Here is a 14,758-nt window from a genome sequence, read left to right on the forward strand (position 1 = left end):
ATCGCGGCGGTTCGGGCCACCGCGATCAGGTGCAGGTACGACGCGTGCTGATCAGAAGGGGATCAGCGACGCCTCCTCGCGCTGTTCGGCGAGCATCCGACGACGGGTCGCGAATGCGGCGCCAGCACCCCAGATGAGGAGCGAGGCGAACAACGCACCGGCCGGGGCGATGAGCTCGCTCGGGCCGGTCTGCGTCGCGCTGATCGACACCGAGGTGTCGTCGGCGCGGGTGTCCGCCTGAGCCGGCGCAGCGACGCCCACCAGGAGGGCGACAGCGAGGGCAGCGGGGACGGCGAGCGCGGTGACGCCTCGGACCAGGGACGGGCGGGATCCTCGTTCGGGCGAGACTCCCAGGGCGGAGCTGTGCTTCATCTTCAGTTCATCCTTCGGGTGACCGCCGATGCGCACCGCACGGATTCGGGTCCGTGCGGTGGCCCTCAGTGGCTTCGGGTGCCGGGAGGGATTCGGGTTCAGCGGTGGAGCATTGCTCCGATACAAAGTATGCCGGTCCGTGTCGGCACTTTGGGGGACTACGTCCGCAATTGAGGGAATCTTGAGGTGTTCCTGAGGAACGCATAGGGGCATCCCTCGGAACCACCCGCGGACGGGGGACAACCCTGTCGACGTCAGTCGAAGGACACGTGCTGCATGACCCACGCGTGCATCGCGACGGCCGCTGCAGCGGACGCGTTGATCGATCTCGTCGAGCCGAACTGCGTGATCTCGAGCACCGCATCGGCGGCGGCGATCGCCTCCGACGACAGACCGGGGCCCTCCTGTCCGAACAGCAGGATGCATCGCTCGGGGAGGCTGGTGGTCTCGATCGGGACCGAACCGGGGACGTTGTCGATCGCGATGATCGGTAGCCCCGCGTCGCGCGCCCAGGCGACGAGGCCCGCGACGTCGGCGTGGTATTCGACGTGCTGGTAGCGGTCGGTGACCATCGCCCCGCGCTTGTTCCAGCGACGTCGACCCACGATGTGCACGGTGTCGGCGGCGAACGCGTTGGCGGTGCGCACGATCGACCCGATGTTCATGTCGTGCTGCCAGTTCTCGATGGCGACGTGGAACGGGTGACGGTGCTCGTCGATGTCGGCGACGATGGCCTCCATCGTCCAGTAGCGGTACCGGTCGACGACGTTGCGGGTGTCACCGTCGCGCAGGAGTGCCTCGTCGTACCAGGGCTCCGCAGGCCAGTCCCCCTGCCACGGACCGACGCCGCTCTGGCTCGCGGGTGCCACGGGATCGGCGGGGTGGACGGCCGGATCTTCCTGGCTGGGCGGGGTCTCTGGCACCAGCCAACCCTACCCGCGCCGTGCCACACTGGAGATCCGGGCCCGACGCCGCGCCACCCCATGAGGCGCGCCGCTCCCTCGGCCCGCTCGAACCACCTGGAGGAACGCATGTCACGTCGCGACGAGGTCGAGTGCTGGCTCACCGACATGGACGGGGTGCTCGTCCACGAGAACCACGCCCTCCCAGGTGCAGCAGCACTTCTGCAGCAGTGGCAGGACCAGCGGACGCCCTTCCTGGTGCTCACCAACAACTCGATCTTCACCCCGCGCGACCTGAGTGCCCGCCTGCGCGCCTCCGGCCTCGACGTGCCGGAGGAGTTCATCTGGACCTCCGCCCTCGCCACGGCTGCCTTCCTCGCCGAGCAGGAGCCGGGCGGATCGGCCTTCGTCATCGGCGAGGCCGGGATCACCACCGCCATCCACGAGGCCGGCTTCACGATGACGGAGACGAACCCCGACTACGTCGTCGTCGGTGAGACCCGCAACTACTCGTTCGAGGCCATCACGAAGGCGATCCGACTCATCGCCGGCGGCGCGCGGTTCATCGTCACGAACCCGGATGCCACCGGGCCGAGCAAGGACGGCCCGCTGCCGGCGACCGGCGCGATCGCGGCGCTCATCACGAAGGCGACCGGTATGGAGCCGTACGTGGTCGGCAAGCCCAACCCGATGATGTTCCGCTCCGCCCTCAACAAGATCGGCGCGCACTCGGAGAACACGGGCATGATCGGCGACCGCATGGACACCGACATCGTCGCGGGCATCGAGGCGGGTCTCCACACGATCCTCGTCCTCACGGGCATCAGCGACGAGGCCGAGATCAACCGCTACCCGTTCCGGCCGAACGAGATCCTCAGCGGGGTCATCGACCTCGTGACCGACCCCGTCGAGGTCGAGATCTAGTCCAGCCCCTTCCGCAGCCACACCGACCCACTCCCCCAGCTTCGAGGATCGCCCATGCGCGCCGTCGTCTACGACCAGTTCAGCACCGAGCCGACCGTCCGGGAGGTCCCGGATCCGCAACCCTCCGACGCCGGCGTGGTCGTGCGCGTGGAGACGACCGGCCTGTGCCGGAGCGACGCGCACGGGTGGCTCGGCCACGACGACGGGATCGCCCTCCCGCAGGTGCCCGGTCACGAACTCGTCGGGCGGGTCCAAGCCGTCGGGCCACTGGTCGAACGGTTCCAGGTCGGAGACCGCGTCACCGTCCCCTTCGTGTGCGCGTGCGGCCGTTGTGCCGAATGCCTCGCCGGCAACGGCCAGGTCTGCCCGAACCAGACGCAGCCCGGCTTCACCCACTGGGGGTCGTACGCCGAACTCGTCGCCCTGCACGATGCGGACGTCAACCTCATCCCCGTACCGGAGTCGCTCGACGCGGGCGCCGCAGCCCTCCTCGGCTGCCGTTTCGCGACGGCGTTCAGGGGGCTCGTACACCGGGCCGCGCTGCGCAGCGGTGAGCGCCTGCTCGTCGTCGGCTGCGGTGGCGTCGGGCTGAGTGCCGCGATGATCGGGGTGGCGCTGGGTGCCGAGGTCATCGCCGTCGACATCGACGCCGCAGCCCTCGCCCGCGCCAGGTCGATCGGCGTCGCGCACACGATCGACTCCAATGGGCTCGACGAGGCCGGCGTGCTCGCGCGCATCGCCGAGGTCAGCCCGGGCGGCGTCCAGGTCTCGGTCGAGGCCCTCGGCCGGGAGTCCACGATGCGGCTGAGTCTTCTGGCGCTCGCACCCCTGGGACGCCAAGTGCAGATCGGGCTGTTCTCCTCCGAGCCGACGCTCCCCATGCCGCGGATCATCGCCCAGGAGCTCTCCCTGCACGGCAGCCACGGCATGCCGGCATCCGACTACCGCGAGCTGCTCGACCTCGTCGCGAGCGGCGCGCTGCGCCCGCAGGACCTCATCGAGCACCGCATCGGCCTGGACGAGGCACCGTCGGCGCTCGTCGCCCTCGCGTCCGGCGACCGGTCGACGGGCGTGACGGTCATCGACGTCGCCTGAGCAGGGCCGCGGCCGCGCTCACCCTGCCCGCCCGACGCGTGTGCTGCGCTCGACGGGCGAGCGTCAGGCGGAACCCTCCTCGGACGTGTCCGAGGAGAGGGACGACACCGTCGGCTGCGGGGTGACTCCCGCCGCATCCGACGCACCGGCCGCGTTCGCCGCGCCGACGAGGGTGCCGAAGTAGAACGCGAGGAGTAGGAGGACCGCCGCACCGAGCCCGACGACCGCCCAGAGGAGCGCCTTCGGGATGCTCTGGTCGAGCGCTTCGCCCCGGTATTCGGGGAGGTCGCGATCCGGGACCGACGTCGACGTGGCGGGCTGCTGCGTCGGGGACGGTGCGGTCGTGGGCTGCGGTGGCAGAGAAGCACCGACGATCCCTGCGGCCGCGGCCGGGGTCACGAAGCCGTTCGAGCCGTCGAGCTCGGGGAAGGCGACCGTCTCACCGGGCAGCGCGGCAGGGGCCGTCTGCACGGGGTGCGTGGCCGGACCCTGCGACGGGACGGCGGCGGCGTGCGCGCCCAGAGCCGCACCGTATGCGGGTGCCGGACCGGCTCCGTGCTCGCCTGCGGTGACATCGTCAGAGCCGTCGTCGTCGCTGCGCTCGACCGGATCCGTCGCGTCCTCGACGCCCGGCACCGTGGCCTCGGCGGGAGCTGGTTCCGGATCGGCGACGGCGTCCGTCTGCAGCGACCATCCGCCCTCGGCGGCGAAGGCGTCCGCGAGGGAATCGGACGATGTCGTCGGAGCGTCCGAGGCCGGACCATCCGTCGGCTCGGTGTCGGACGGCTCGGTGTCGGACGGCTCGTTGTCGGGCACCGGGACCTCCACCGTCTCGGTGTCGGGGCCGACGTCGAACAGCGACTCGAGCCGCAGCTCCTCGCTGACGGGCTCGGGCTCGGTGGCGGCCGTCGTGTCGGCGTCGCGTGCACCGGTGTCGGTCGCGTCGGCGTCTGCTGCTTCGGCATCGGGCGCATCGGGCGCGAAGGACGGCAACGGCGTGGCGGCGGCCGCGGACAGCGGGACCGCGTCGAACTGGACGATCTCCTCGTCGAACTCGTCGTCGAGTTCCTCCGGGTCGACCGCGAACTCGGCCGGCTCGGCCGGCGTGGCCGGCGGGGCATCGTCCGTCGGCGACGCGGGTGCGTCGACGGAGGCATCCGCACCCTCGTCGTCGTCGGATGTCCGCTCGTGGAGGTCGGCCGCAGAGATCGAGCCCGCGGATCCGAGGACGCCGAGACCACCGGCTGCGGCTGCGGCATCCAGGCTCGCGTCGAGTCCACCGAGCGACAGCGTCGGGAACAGGTCGACCGTGTCGTTCGCGGCGGGGATCACGGGAGGCGTGTCCGAGTCGGCGTCATCGACCGCGTCGTCGCGCCAGCTCGCGAACTCGTCGCCCGGGCCGTCGACGAGCGGGCGGCCGAGGGTCTCCGCGGCGAGGCCGGGAGCGAACGGCTGCACGTCGCCGGCGATGAACGCCGCATCGGGGACCTCGCCCTCGAGGGCGAGCTCCGACGGCGACTCGGCGCTGACCGCAGGTGTGTCGGTGCCCTCCCACTGCACAGCGGGCACGGGGATCGGCTGCGTCGTGGGAGCGGCGTGCACGAGGGGGTCGAGTGCGTCGTTGGGAGCCAGGTCCCAGACAAAGGGCGCGCTCCCGAAGGGGCTGACCGTCGGCTCGGGCTGCACGCCGTCGAGGGAGATGAGTTCGGTGATGGAGCGCTCGGCCTGAGGCGTCGGCGGGCCGAAGGCGGGCGGGACCTCAGAGGTCTCCGTGGCCGCGTCGTCCACCGGGGCGTCGGTGCCGGCGGATCCGTCCGTGGCGACGGGCTCGGGGTCGACCGGGAACGGCTGGTCTGCAGCCGCGCCACCGAGGGCGGAGAACCCGGGGCCACCGAGGCTGTCGAAGGGCCGTGTCTCGTCGAGTGGTTCGGCGGAGGCGTCCGGCACCGTCTCGGGCCACGGCACCTCGGCCGGTGCACTCGGCGCGTCCGGCGCCGGCGCGGCGACGACCGTGTCCCAGCGGAACGGGGCGGCAGGCGTGACGGGCGCGGAGCTTGCGGTGGCGTCCGGTGCCGGTTCGGTGACCGGCTCGGGCTCGATCGGGGCGGGCTGCGCGGCGAGGGAGTCGTCGACGACATCGACCGGCTCGGAAGCCGCGTCCGTGCCGACGGCGTCGGTGAGCGACTCGGCCTCGACCGGCCAGGGCTGCGCCGCGATCGGGTCGGAGGCGGCAGCCGACTCGGGAGCCGCGTCCGTGTCGACCGGATCGACAGCATCGGCCGACTGGGCAGCCGGTGACGTCTGGTTCGCGCCGAACGTCTCGCCGAACGGCTCCGTGAGCCAGGCGAGCGGGTCGGTCCGCGGAGCGGAGGCCGTGGCGTCGTCGGCTGTGGAGGCCTGGTCGGGGGCGGCGTCGGTGGAGCGGTCGCGGACCTCGACGGTCTCCCCGCCGAGCACGTCGTCACCGAAGGTCTCGGAGAGGCTCCAGGAACCCTCCGGGAGGTCGTCGTCCGAGCCCCCATCCACAGGGGCGAAGGCCGGCTCGACCGGCTGCGCGCCGAACGACGCGGCGGCAGGCTGCGGTGCATCGGCGGGCTGCGGTGCATAAGCAGGCTGCGCCGGGTCGACGGGCTGCGGCGCTGCCGGCTCGGCGTCCGGCGCCGTGTCGAAGCCCCTCGGGCGCGCCGGGGTGTCGGTCGCCGGGGCCGCGTGCTCCGCGTCGACCGCCGCCCAGGCCTCGGGATCATCAGCGGCGAGGGCCCGCGCCGTAGGCAGGGCCATCGTCGAGACGTCTTCCGCGGCCGGTTGCGCATCGTCGTCGCTCGTGCCGAGACTCCAGGGCTCGTCGTCGACGGGTGGGAGGACGACCGGGTTGGTCGGCGCGGGACGGAACGTGCCGGCGGGAGCGTGCTGGAGGACGGAATCGGTGTCGACCGTGAGCTCGTTGCGAGCCGGCGGGATCGGAGCCGCGGGGGCCGGGGTCGGCGGGACGACGGGCAGCTCCAGGGCGTTCGGGTGCCGGAGCGCGCCCGACTCGGCGGACGCGGATTCGGGTACCGGGGTGGACTGGGGCGCCGGAGTGGGCTCGGCGACCGGCGTCGTCTCGGACACGGGCGTCCACGCGGGAGCGGGGGCCGACTCGGGTGCGGGCGTCCAGGCGGGAGCGGGGGCCGACTCGGGTGCGGGCGTCTCAGCCGGTACGGGGCCGGTGACGACGGGGGGCGCGGACGGTCGATCGTCCTCGTCGTCGTCCGCCTGGGTCTCGATCGCCTCCGTGTCGTCGGCGTCGAGCTGCGACAGGAGCCAGTCGGTTCCGTCTGCCGAATCGTCCGGCAGGCCGGAGCCGCCGCGGTCGGTCCCGTCGCCGGACATCAGGCGAGTCCCAGGTCTTCCAGGCCGATGGCGGCCAGGTACTGGTAGCCGGCTGCCTCGATGATCTCGCGGGCACCGGTGGCGCGGTCGACGACGACGGCGACGGCGACGACCTCGGCACCGATCTTCTCGAGTGCCTCGGCGGCCTTGAGCGGCGAGCCGCCCGTGGTCGAGGTGTCCTCGAGGACGATCACGCGCTTGCCCTGGAGGTCCGGGCCCTCGACCTGCTTGCCGCGGCCGTGGTCCTTGGGCTCCTTGCGGACGACGAACGCGTCGTACGTCAGCCCGCGGGCGGCACCCTGGTGCAGGATCGCGGCGGCGACGGGGTCGGCCCCCATGGTGAGCCCACCGACCGCGAAGACGTCGGGGACGTCGGCGATGAGGTCGATCATGACCTGGCCGATGAGCGGCGCGACGCGGTGGTCGAGGCTCACCTTGCGGAGGTCGACGTAGTACGTCGCTTTCTTGCCGCTCGTCAGGGTGAAGTCACCGTGGAACACGGCTTCTGCCGAGATGTGGTCAATGAGCTGAGCTCGTGCGTCCGTCACGCCGACGAGTCTACAAGCTGTGACCCCCATCACCGCAGTCGCCCGGATGGGGGCATCGGATCTCCTCGACGCAGAAGAGCCCCGGCGTGTCGGGGTCGACTCGCCGGGGCTCGGTGCGGCCACGCCGCCACCGTCCTGAGACGGGGAAGCGGGGCCGGGGGTCAACGCACCGGGCCGGACCCCGGCTGCTCAGGCGGGTCGGTCGCGAGGAGTCCGGCCTCCGTCGCGCCACCGTAGCCTTCGGTCTCCGGGTCGCCGTGCAGACCGCCGGAGACCGCGTACTCCTCCTCCGGCGACATGACGAGGCGGTGGCGCCCCCAGACCGCGAAGGCGACGAGCATGACGACGTAGACCACGACGATGGCGATGATCGCCGGCAGGAACGTCGGGTTGAGGAGGAAGCCGACGAAGATGAGTGCGGCGATGACGGCCGCGATGACCGCACCGGGAACACCCCACGGGCTGAGGTAGGGGCGCTTCGCGTTCGGGAACTTCTTCCGGAGCAGCAGGAACGCGATCATCTGCATGAGGTACGCCAGCACGGCGCCCCAGACGGCGATGTTGAGCACGATCGCCCCGGCCACACCGCCCGAGCCGCCGGCTGCTTCCACGATGAGGAGCGCCACGAACCCGATGAGGGCGCCGGCCACGAGCGCGACCCACGGCGTCTGCCGCTTGCCGGTCAGGGAGAGGAAGCGCGGGTAGTACCCGGCGCGCGACAGCGAGTACATGTTGCGCCCGTAGGCGAACATGATCCCCTGCAGCGAGGCGAGCAGGCCGATCAGCGCGAACAGCGCGAGCACGGCGGCGGCACCGTCACCGACGATGGCCCGGAAGCCGTCGAGCAGCGGTTCGCCCGCGGTCCCCGTCGCCTCGGCACCGATCACGCCGGTGTTGAGGAACAGGACGAGGAGGCCCGTGACGATGAGCGTGCCCCGAGCCCAGAAGCCGGCCTTCGGGATGTCGCGCGCGGGGTTGTGGGACTCCTCCGCAGCGAGCGGCAGCTCCTCGATGCCGAGGAAGAACCACATGGCGAACGGCAGGGCGAACAGGATCGGGAGCACGCCGTGCGGCAGGAACTCCGTCTGCCCGGGGTCGGGCGCGATGTCGAAGAGGTTCGCCCACGCGAACTGGCCGGAGAAGACCGCCATGGCCGAGAAGACGAGCAGGATGCCGATGGAGATGATCGAGACGACGATCGCGAAGCGGAAGGAGATGCTCGCACCGGCGGAGTTCAGCGCGATGAAGGCGATGTAGAGGATCGCCCACCAGACCGGAGACGGCATCGAGAACCCGAGGAGCTCGCTCGTGATGGCGTCGGCGTAGGAGGCCGAGAAGTACACGATCACCGCGGTCGTGGCGACGTACTCGATCGTCTCGGCGAGGCCGGTGACGAAGCCGCCGAGCGGACCCATCGCCGCTCTCGCGAAGGAGTACGCACCGCCTGTGTGGGGCATGGCCGCGGCCATCTCCCCGATCGAGAAGATCATGCCGTAGTACATCGCCACGAGGATGATGAAGGCGATGAGCATGCCGCCGAACCCGGCGAAGTCGATGCCGAAGTTCCAGCCGGAGAAGTCTCCGGAGATGACCGCCGCGACGGCGAGGCCCCAGAGCCCCCACACGCCGGCGGATCGTTTCAAGCTGCGTTTCTCGAAGTAGCCCTCACCGGCCGCGGTGTAGGTCACCCCGGAGATCTTGCGCGTTTCGTTGGCCATCGACAGGTCCTGTTCGCTCGGGTTGCGCGCTCGTCGGGCCCGCACAACGTCCTCAGATCGGTTGGCCCGACTATAGGACCTGCAATGGTCGCGTGTACATACCTTTGTGGCAGATTCGGTCCGTCGAACTACTTCGCGTCTCGGGCATGCTGTGGTGTAATGGTCGAGTTCACGACCTTTCAGTTCTCCGCCGCTGCAGAACGACCGACGGCGGGTCCCCGACCCACGAGGAGCTCCCATGCACCCACGTTCAGGAAACCTGACGCTCGAGGAGCTCACGACCGCGGTCGCGGCGAAGGAGATCGACACCGTCATCCTCGCCTTCACCGACATGCAGGGCCGACTCGTCGGCAAGCGCGTCTCGGCACGGCTGTTCGTCGAGGACGTCGCCGAGCATGGCGCCGAGTGCTGCAACTACCTCCTCGCGGTCGACGTGGAGATGAACACCGTCGACGGCTACGCGATGTCGAGCTGGGAACGCGGCTACGGCGACATGGCGATGATCCCCGACTTCTCGACCCTCCGTCACGTGCCCTGGCTCCCGGGGACGGCCCTCGTCACCGCCGATCTGCAGTGGCTCGACGACTCCCCCGTGATCGCCTCCCCCCGGCAGATCCTCATCGCCCAGCTCGAACGGCTCGCCGAACGCGGACTCGTCCCCTTCGTCGGCACGGAGCTCGAGTTCCTCGTGTTCGACGACACCTTCCGCGAGGCCTGGGCGAAGGACTACACGAAGCTGACCCCGGCCACCGACTACAACATCGACTACGCGATCCTCGCGTCCACCCGCATGGAGCCGCTGCTCCGCGACATCCGCAACGCGATGGACGGCGCGGGGATGTACTGCGAGGGTGTCAAGGGCGAGTGCAACCTCGGCCAGCAGGAGATCGCGTTCCGGTACGACCATGCCCTGGTCACCTGCGACAACCACTCCATCTACAAGAACGGTGCGAAGGAGATCGCGGACGCACACGGCAAGAGCCTCACGTTCATGGCGAAGTTCGACGAGCGCGAGGGCAACAGCTGCCACATCCACATCAGCCTCCGCGGCGAGGACGGCTCGGCGGTCTTCGCCGACCCGGATGCCCCCGACGGCATGTCGAAGCTGTTCCGGCACTTCCTCGCCGGACAGATCGCCGCCATGCGTGAACTGACGATGTTCTTCGCGCCCAACATCAACTCCTACAAGCGCTACGTCGACGGCAGCTTCGCCCCTACCGCGGTGGCCTGGGGTCACGACAACCGCACCTGCTCGCTGCGGGTCGTCGGCCGTGGCCTCGGGATGCGCGTCGAGAACCGGGTGCCGGGCGGCGACGTCAACCAGTACCTGGCGGTGGCCGCGCTCATCGCGGCCGGACTGCACGGGATCGAGAACGAATTGGAACTCGAGGAGGCGACGACCGGCAACGCCTACACGGGCGGCGCCCCACGCGTGCCGACGTCGCTGCGGGAGGCGGCGGAGCTGTTCTCCCAGTCGACGATCGCCCGCGAGGCCTTCGGCGACGAGGTCGTCGACCACTACCTCAACTTCGCGAAGGTGGAGCTCGCCGCCTTCGACGCGGCGGTGACGGACTGGGAACGGGTGCGCGGCTTTGAGCGCCTCTGATCAGGACGGCCCCGAGGTGTCCGCGCCGACTCCGGAGGCGCCGGTCTCGAGCGCTCCGCTCATCGGCGTCACCACCTACCTGGAGCAGGCGCAGACCGGTGTGTGGGACGTGCCCGCGTCCTTCCTCCCCAAGGTCTACCTCGACGCGGTGACCGACGCCGGCGGGATCGTCGTCCTCCTCCCCCCGCAACCCGTGAACCGCGCGGTCGCGGCCTCCGTGCTGTCCCGCCTCGACGGGCTGATCGTCTCCGGCGGCGCCGACGTCGACCCCGGCCTGTACGGGCAGGCCGCCCATCCGCGCACCGGTCGACCCCGCACGGATCGGGACGCCTGGGAGGAGGCCCTGCTCGCCGCGGCGATCGACGCCGAGCTGCCGTTCCTCGGCATCTGTCGCGGTGCGCAGCTCCTCAACGTCGCCCTCGGGGGGACGCTCATCCAGCACCTGCCCGACGTCGTCGGCGACGACTCCTTCCAGCCCGGCGAGGGCGTCTTCGGGCCGAAGACCGTGGCGATCGACGCCGACTCGCGGCTCGCCGCCCTGCTCCGCCAGGACGACGACGAGCTCGACGTGCACGTCTACCACCACCAGTCGATCGACCGCGTCGCCGACGGACTCGTGGTGACCGCCCGTACCGAGGAGGGCGTGATCGAGGCCGTCGAGCTGCCCGACGTGCCGTTCGGCCTCGCGGTGCAGTGGCACCCCGAGGAGGAGACCGCCGACCGACGCCTCTTCGCCGGCCTCGTTGACGCCGCCCGCCGGCACCGCGACGGCACCGACCACGCCCCCAGCACCACCGGCACCACCGGCACCACCGACAGGAGCACCGCCCAGTGAGTCACACGATCCTGAACCCCGCGAACGAGCACGTCGTCACGACCGTCGAGCACCTCGACGTCGCCGAGACCGACGCCGCCATCACCCGCGCGGCCGTCGCCCAGCGCGCGTGGGCCGCGCTCGCACCGGCCGACCGGGCGCAGGCCCTCCGCCGGTTCGCCGACGCGGTCGACGCCGACCGCGAGCACCTCGCGAGCCTGGAGGTCGTCAACTCCGGGCACCCGATCACGCAGGCACGCTGGGAAGCCGGTCACGTGCGCGACGTGCTCGAGTACTACTCGGGATCGCCCGAGCGGCTCTTCGGGCAGCAGATCCCCGTCGCCGGCGGGATCGACCTCACCTTCCACGAGCCGCTCGGCGTCATCGGCATCATCACGCCGTGGAACTTCCCGATGACGATCGCCGCCTGGGGCTTCGCTCCCGCGCTGGCGGCGGGAAACGCCGTCGTCCTGAAGCCGGCGGAGTGGACGCCCCTCACGAGCATCCGCCTCGGCGAGCTCGCGCTCGAATCCGGCCTCCCCGAGGGCCTGTTCCAGGTGCTCCCCGGCCGCGGATCGGTCGTCGGCGAGCGGTTCGTCACGAACGAGACCGTGCGGAAGGTGGTGTTCACCGGCTCGACGGCCGTCGGCAAACGGATCATGGCGGGCGCCTCCGAACAGGTGAAGCGGGTCACCCTCGAGCTCGGCGGCAAGAGCGCCAACATCGTGTTCGCCGACGCCGATCTCGAACGAGCAGCCGCGACCGCCCCGTACGGGGTGTTCGAGAACGCCGGCCAGGACTGCTGCGCCCGCAGCCGCATCCTCGTCCAGCGGAGCGTCTACGAACGCTTCATGGAGCTGCTCGAACCGGCCGTGCAGGGCGTCGTCGTCGGGGACCCGAACGACCCCGCGACGGAGATGGGCCCGCTCGTCTCGGCGCCGCACCTCGCGTCCGTCCGCTCGTACGTGCCGGACGACGCGCCCGTCGCGTTCACGGGAAGCGCTCCGAGCGGCCCCGGGTACTGGTTCGCGCCGACGGTGCTCACGCCCGAGCGTGACGACCGGAGCGTCCGCGAGGAGATCTTCGGGCCGGTCGTCACGGTGCTCCCCTTCGAAGACGAGGCCGACGCCCTCGCCCTCGCCAACGACACGGAGTACGGGTTGTCGGGATCGATCTGGACGCGGGACGTGGGACGCGCCCTCCGCGCGGCCCGCGCCGTCGAAGCGGGGAACCTGTCCGTCAACTCGCATTCCTCCGTGCGCTACTCCACGCCGTTCGGCGGGTTCAAGCAGTCGGGCCTCGGGCGGGAGCTCGGACCGGACGCGCCGCTCGCCTTCACCGAGACGAAGAACGTCTTCATCGCCACCGACTGACCCGCACCACGCCGTTCCACCAGCAGCACCCCGTTCCACAAGCGCCACCCCGCCCCCCGAGCACCACTCGGTCCCCGAGCACCACCCCGGTCCCTGAGCACCACCCCCGGTCCCTGAGCCTGTCGAAGGGCGGGCAGACAGAAAGAGCACCACATGACCATCACCCCCATCGACCTCACGCAGCGACTCGCCGGGAAGGTCGCCGTCATCACCGGCGGCGCGAGCGGCATCGGCCTCGCCACCGCCAAGCGCTTCGCGGCGGAGGGCGCGGTCGTCGTCATCGGCGACCTCGACCCCACGAGCGGGCAGGCGGCCGCCGAGCTCGTCGGCGGGCTCTTCGTCCAGGTCGACGTGACCGACCAGGCACAGGTCGACCACCTCTTCGACACCGCCGCCGACACCTACGGCTCCGTCGACATCGCCTTCAACAACGCGGGCATCTCGCCGCCCGACGACGACTCCATCGAGACGACCGAGTTGCCCGCCTGGGAACGGGTGCAGGACGTCAACCTGAAGTCGGTCTACCTCTGCTCGCGCGCCGCGATCCGTCACATGGTGCGACAGGGCAAGGGCTCGATCATCAACACGGCCTCGTTCGTCGCCGTACTGGGCTCGGCGACCTCGCAGATCTCGTACACCGCCTCCAAGGGTGGCGTCCTCGCGATGAGCCGCGAGCTCGGCGTCCAGTTCGCCAGGCAGGGCATCCGGGTGAACGCGCTCTGCCCCGGCCCCGTGAACACCGCACTGCTCCAGGAGCTCTTCGCGAAGGACCCGGTGCGCGCGCAACGGCGTCTCGTCCACATCCCGATCGGCCGGTTCGCGGAGCCCGAGGAGCTCGCCGCCTCCGTCGCCTTTCTCGCGAGCGACGACTCCTCCTTCATCACCGGCTCGACGTTCCTCGTCGACGGCGGCATCTCCTCCGCCTACGTCACCCCGGAATGAGCTGACAGGGTGCCCGGGCGGGGCGGCGACTCGCGGGAAATAGACTGATCCGATGAGCGAGACGCGCAAGGGGGACGACGGCACCGAGGTGCTGAGCGCGGAACTCCTCCTGCGCCCGGGCCGGGCCGGTAACGCGTTCGAGGAGACCGTCCAGCGGCTCCTGCAGTCGATCCGCCTCGGGCTCATCGAACCCGGTGGGCGCCTGCCCGCCGAACGCGACCTCGCCGCCATGCAGGGGGTCAGTCGCGACACCGTCCGGGACGCGATCGCCGCGCTCACCGAGGCGGGCTACCTCACCTCTCGCCGTGGACGCTACGGCGGCACCTTCGTCATGGACGAGCTGCCCGACGACGACACCGTCGGCGGGCGCGGTGCCGACGAGGGTGCACGCGTCGCGGTCTCGGCCGAACGGATCGAGGACACCCTCGTCCTCCGCAGCATCCTCGAGGTGGGAGCGGCACGCGAGGCGGCGCAGTGCAAGCTCTCGGGCGCCGACCGCGAACGACTCTGGCAGGCGCTCGGCGAGTGCCGCGACGCCGCCCCGGCCGACTACCGCCGCCACGACTCCCGGTTGCACCTGCTCATCGCCGAGCTCGTCGGTGCACCGAGCCTGCTGCCGCTTGTCGCCGAGTCGCGCATGCGCGTCAACGAACTGCTGAACGGCATCCCGCTGCTGGCCGTGAACATCGCCCACTCCGACGAGCAGCACGAGCGCATCGTCAAGGCGATCCTGCGCGGGCATCCCGACGAGGCCGCTCAGGCCATGGCCGAGCACGTCGCCGGATCCGAGGCCCTGCTCCGCGGCTTCCTCGCCTGAGCGGCGGGCGGACATAGAACGACCTCCCGGCGACGGATCGCGAGGAGGTCGGATGCGCGGGACGTGCCGGCGGGTGCGAGGTCTCAGATGGACTTCGGGTAGGTGCGGGCCGGGATGGCACGGTAGCCGTCGCGCTTGACGACGACGACGGAACCGACGGCTGCACTGGCAGCGAGGAGGGCGATGATGCCGAGGTAGATGGTCATGCTTCTATGAAACGCCCGTTTGTGATGAAGGACAAGCTCACAATACTGCCGATACTCGGTAGCCTCGCT

General features: G+C 70.9%; 13 protein-coding genes. 7 read left to right on the forward strand and 6 right to left on the reverse strand.

The features are described from left to right. Positions 1–51 precede the first annotated feature (51 nt). Positions 52–372: a hypothetical protein gene (locus tag QRN27_RS05600; protein ID WP_285041054.1), complete on the reverse strand. Its 321-nt coding sequence runs from the start codon at positions 370–372 to the stop codon at positions 52–54. Positions 373–626: 254 nt separating this feature from the next. Further along, positions 627–1,241 carry a TrmH family RNA methyltransferase gene (locus QRN27_RS05605; RefSeq protein WP_285041402.1) on the reverse strand — a complete coding sequence of 205 codons (615 nt, stop codon included), beginning with the start codon at positions 1,239–1,241 and terminating at the stop codon, positions 627–629. 162 nt (positions 1,242–1,403) lie between these two features. Here QRN27_RS05605 and QRN27_RS05610 point away from each other — a divergent pair, with 162 nt between their 5' ends. Together QRN27_RS05610 and QRN27_RS05615 are read left to right on the forward strand one after the other, a co-directional pair. After that, positions 1,404–2,198, forward strand: a complete 795-nt coding sequence (locus QRN27_RS05610; RefSeq protein ID WP_056008903.1) for an HAD-IIA family hydrolase — start codon at positions 1,404–1,406, stop codon at positions 2,196–2,198. Positions 2,199–2,252: 54 nt separating this feature from the next. Next, on the forward strand, positions 2,253–3,293 hold the full coding sequence (locus QRN27_RS05615; protein WP_285041055.1) for a zinc-dependent alcohol dehydrogenase family protein: 1,041 nt from the start codon (positions 2,253–2,255) through the stop codon (positions 3,291–3,293). Between the two features lie 63 nt (positions 3,294–3,356). Here the strand turns inward: QRN27_RS05615 and QRN27_RS05620 are convergent, their stop codons facing one another. The 3 genes from QRN27_RS05620 to QRN27_RS05630 form a co-directional block, all read right to left on the reverse strand. Then, positions 3,357–6,665: a hypothetical protein gene (locus QRN27_RS05620; protein WP_285041056.1), complete on the reverse strand. Its 3,309-nt coding sequence runs from the start codon at positions 6,663–6,665 to the stop codon at positions 3,357–3,359. Beyond that, positions 6,665–7,213 (reverse strand): orotate phosphoribosyltransferase, encoded by a 549-nt coding sequence (gene pyrE / locus QRN27_RS05625; protein WP_056008912.1) that lies wholly within the window; start codon positions 7,211–7,213, stop codon positions 6,665–6,667. The genes QRN27_RS05620 and pyrE overlap by 1 nt, the downstream gene beginning before the upstream one ends. Before the next feature lie 161 nt (positions 7,214–7,374). Then, a complete protein-coding gene (locus QRN27_RS05630) occupies positions 7,375–8,931 on the reverse strand; it encodes an amino acid permease (RefSeq protein WP_285041057.1) in 1,557 nt (518 codons plus the stop codon). 238 nt (positions 8,932–9,169) lie between these two features. On the opposite strand from QRN27_RS05630, the gene QRN27_RS05635 reads away from it, so the two are divergent. The 5 genes from QRN27_RS05635 to QRN27_RS05655 all read left to right on the forward strand — a co-directional run bounded on the left by QRN27_RS05635 (position 9,170) and on the right by QRN27_RS05655 (position 14,483). Beyond that, positions 9,170–10,537 (forward strand): glutamine synthetase family protein, encoded by a 1,368-nt coding sequence (locus QRN27_RS05635; protein ID WP_285041058.1) that lies wholly within the window; start codon positions 9,170–9,172, stop codon positions 10,535–10,537. Further along, positions 10,524–11,372 (forward strand): gamma-glutamyl-gamma-aminobutyrate hydrolase family protein, encoded by an 849-nt coding sequence (locus QRN27_RS05640; RefSeq protein WP_285041059.1) that lies wholly within the window; start codon positions 10,524–10,526, stop codon positions 11,370–11,372. The genes QRN27_RS05635 and QRN27_RS05640 overlap by 14 nt, the downstream gene beginning before the upstream one ends. After that, on the forward strand, positions 11,369–12,724 hold the full coding sequence (locus QRN27_RS05645) for an aldehyde dehydrogenase family protein (protein WP_285041060.1): 1,356 nt from the start codon (positions 11,369–11,371) through the stop codon (positions 12,722–12,724). The genes QRN27_RS05640 and QRN27_RS05645 overlap by 4 nt, the downstream gene beginning before the upstream one ends. A 153-nt stretch (positions 12,725–12,877) precedes the next feature. After that, on the forward strand, positions 12,878–13,666 hold the full coding sequence (locus QRN27_RS05650; RefSeq protein ID WP_200921041.1) for a 3-oxoacyl-ACP reductase: 789 nt from the start codon (positions 12,878–12,880) through the stop codon (positions 13,664–13,666). A 52-nt stretch (positions 13,667–13,718) separates the two neighbouring features. Beyond that, a complete protein-coding gene (locus QRN27_RS05655; RefSeq protein ID WP_285041061.1) occupies positions 13,719–14,483 on the forward strand; it encodes a FadR/GntR family transcriptional regulator in 765 nt (254 codons plus the stop codon). 83 nt (positions 14,484–14,566) lie between these two features. Here the strand turns inward: QRN27_RS05655 and QRN27_RS05660 are convergent, their stop codons facing one another. Next, the gene (locus QRN27_RS05660; protein ID WP_255353622.1) at positions 14,567–14,689 is read right to left on the reverse strand and encodes a hypothetical protein; all 123 of its coding nucleotides are present in this window, start codon (positions 14,687–14,689) and stop codon (positions 14,567–14,569) included. Between the last annotated feature and the right edge of the window lie 69 nt (positions 14,690–14,758).

The organism is Plantibacter sp. LMC-P-059a (genome assembly GCF_030209505.1).
GTDB lineage: Bacteria > Actinomycetota > Actinomycetes > Actinomycetales > Microbacteriaceae > Plantibacter.

Bases quoted from the DNA above. Each gene is read 5' to 3' on its own strand.
- QRN27_RS05600 (WP_285041054.1), bottom strand. From the start codon at position 372: ATGAAGCACAGCTCCGCCCTGGGAGTCTCGCCCGAACGAGGATCCCGC.
- QRN27_RS05610 (WP_056008903.1), top strand. From the start codon at position 1,404: ATGTCACGTCGCGACGAGGTCGAGTGCTGGCTCACCGACATGGACGGG.
- QRN27_RS05615 (WP_285041055.1), top strand. From the start codon at position 2,253: ATGCGCGCCGTCGTCTACGACCAGTTCAGCACCGAGCCGACCGTCCGG.
- QRN27_RS05620 (WP_285041056.1), bottom strand. From the start codon at position 6,665: ATGTCCGGCGACGGGACCGACCGCGGCGGCTCCGGCCTGCCGGACGAT.
- QRN27_RS05630 (WP_285041057.1), bottom strand. From the start codon at position 8,931: ATGGCCAACGAAACGCGCAAGATCTCCGGGGTGACCTACACCGCGGCC.
- QRN27_RS05635 (WP_285041058.1), top strand. From the start codon at position 9,170: ATGCACCCACGTTCAGGAAACCTGACGCTCGAGGAGCTCACGACCGCG.
- QRN27_RS05650 (WP_200921041.1), top strand. From the start codon at position 12,878: ATGACCATCACCCCCATCGACCTCACGCAGCGACTCGCCGGGAAGGTC.
- QRN27_RS05655 (WP_285041061.1), top strand. From the start codon at position 13,719: ATGAGCGAGACGCGCAAGGGGGACGACGGCACCGAGGTGCTGAGCGCG.
- QRN27_RS05660 (WP_255353622.1), bottom strand. From the start codon at position 14,689: ATGACCATCTACCTCGGCATCATCGCCCTCCTCGCTGCCAGTGCAGCC.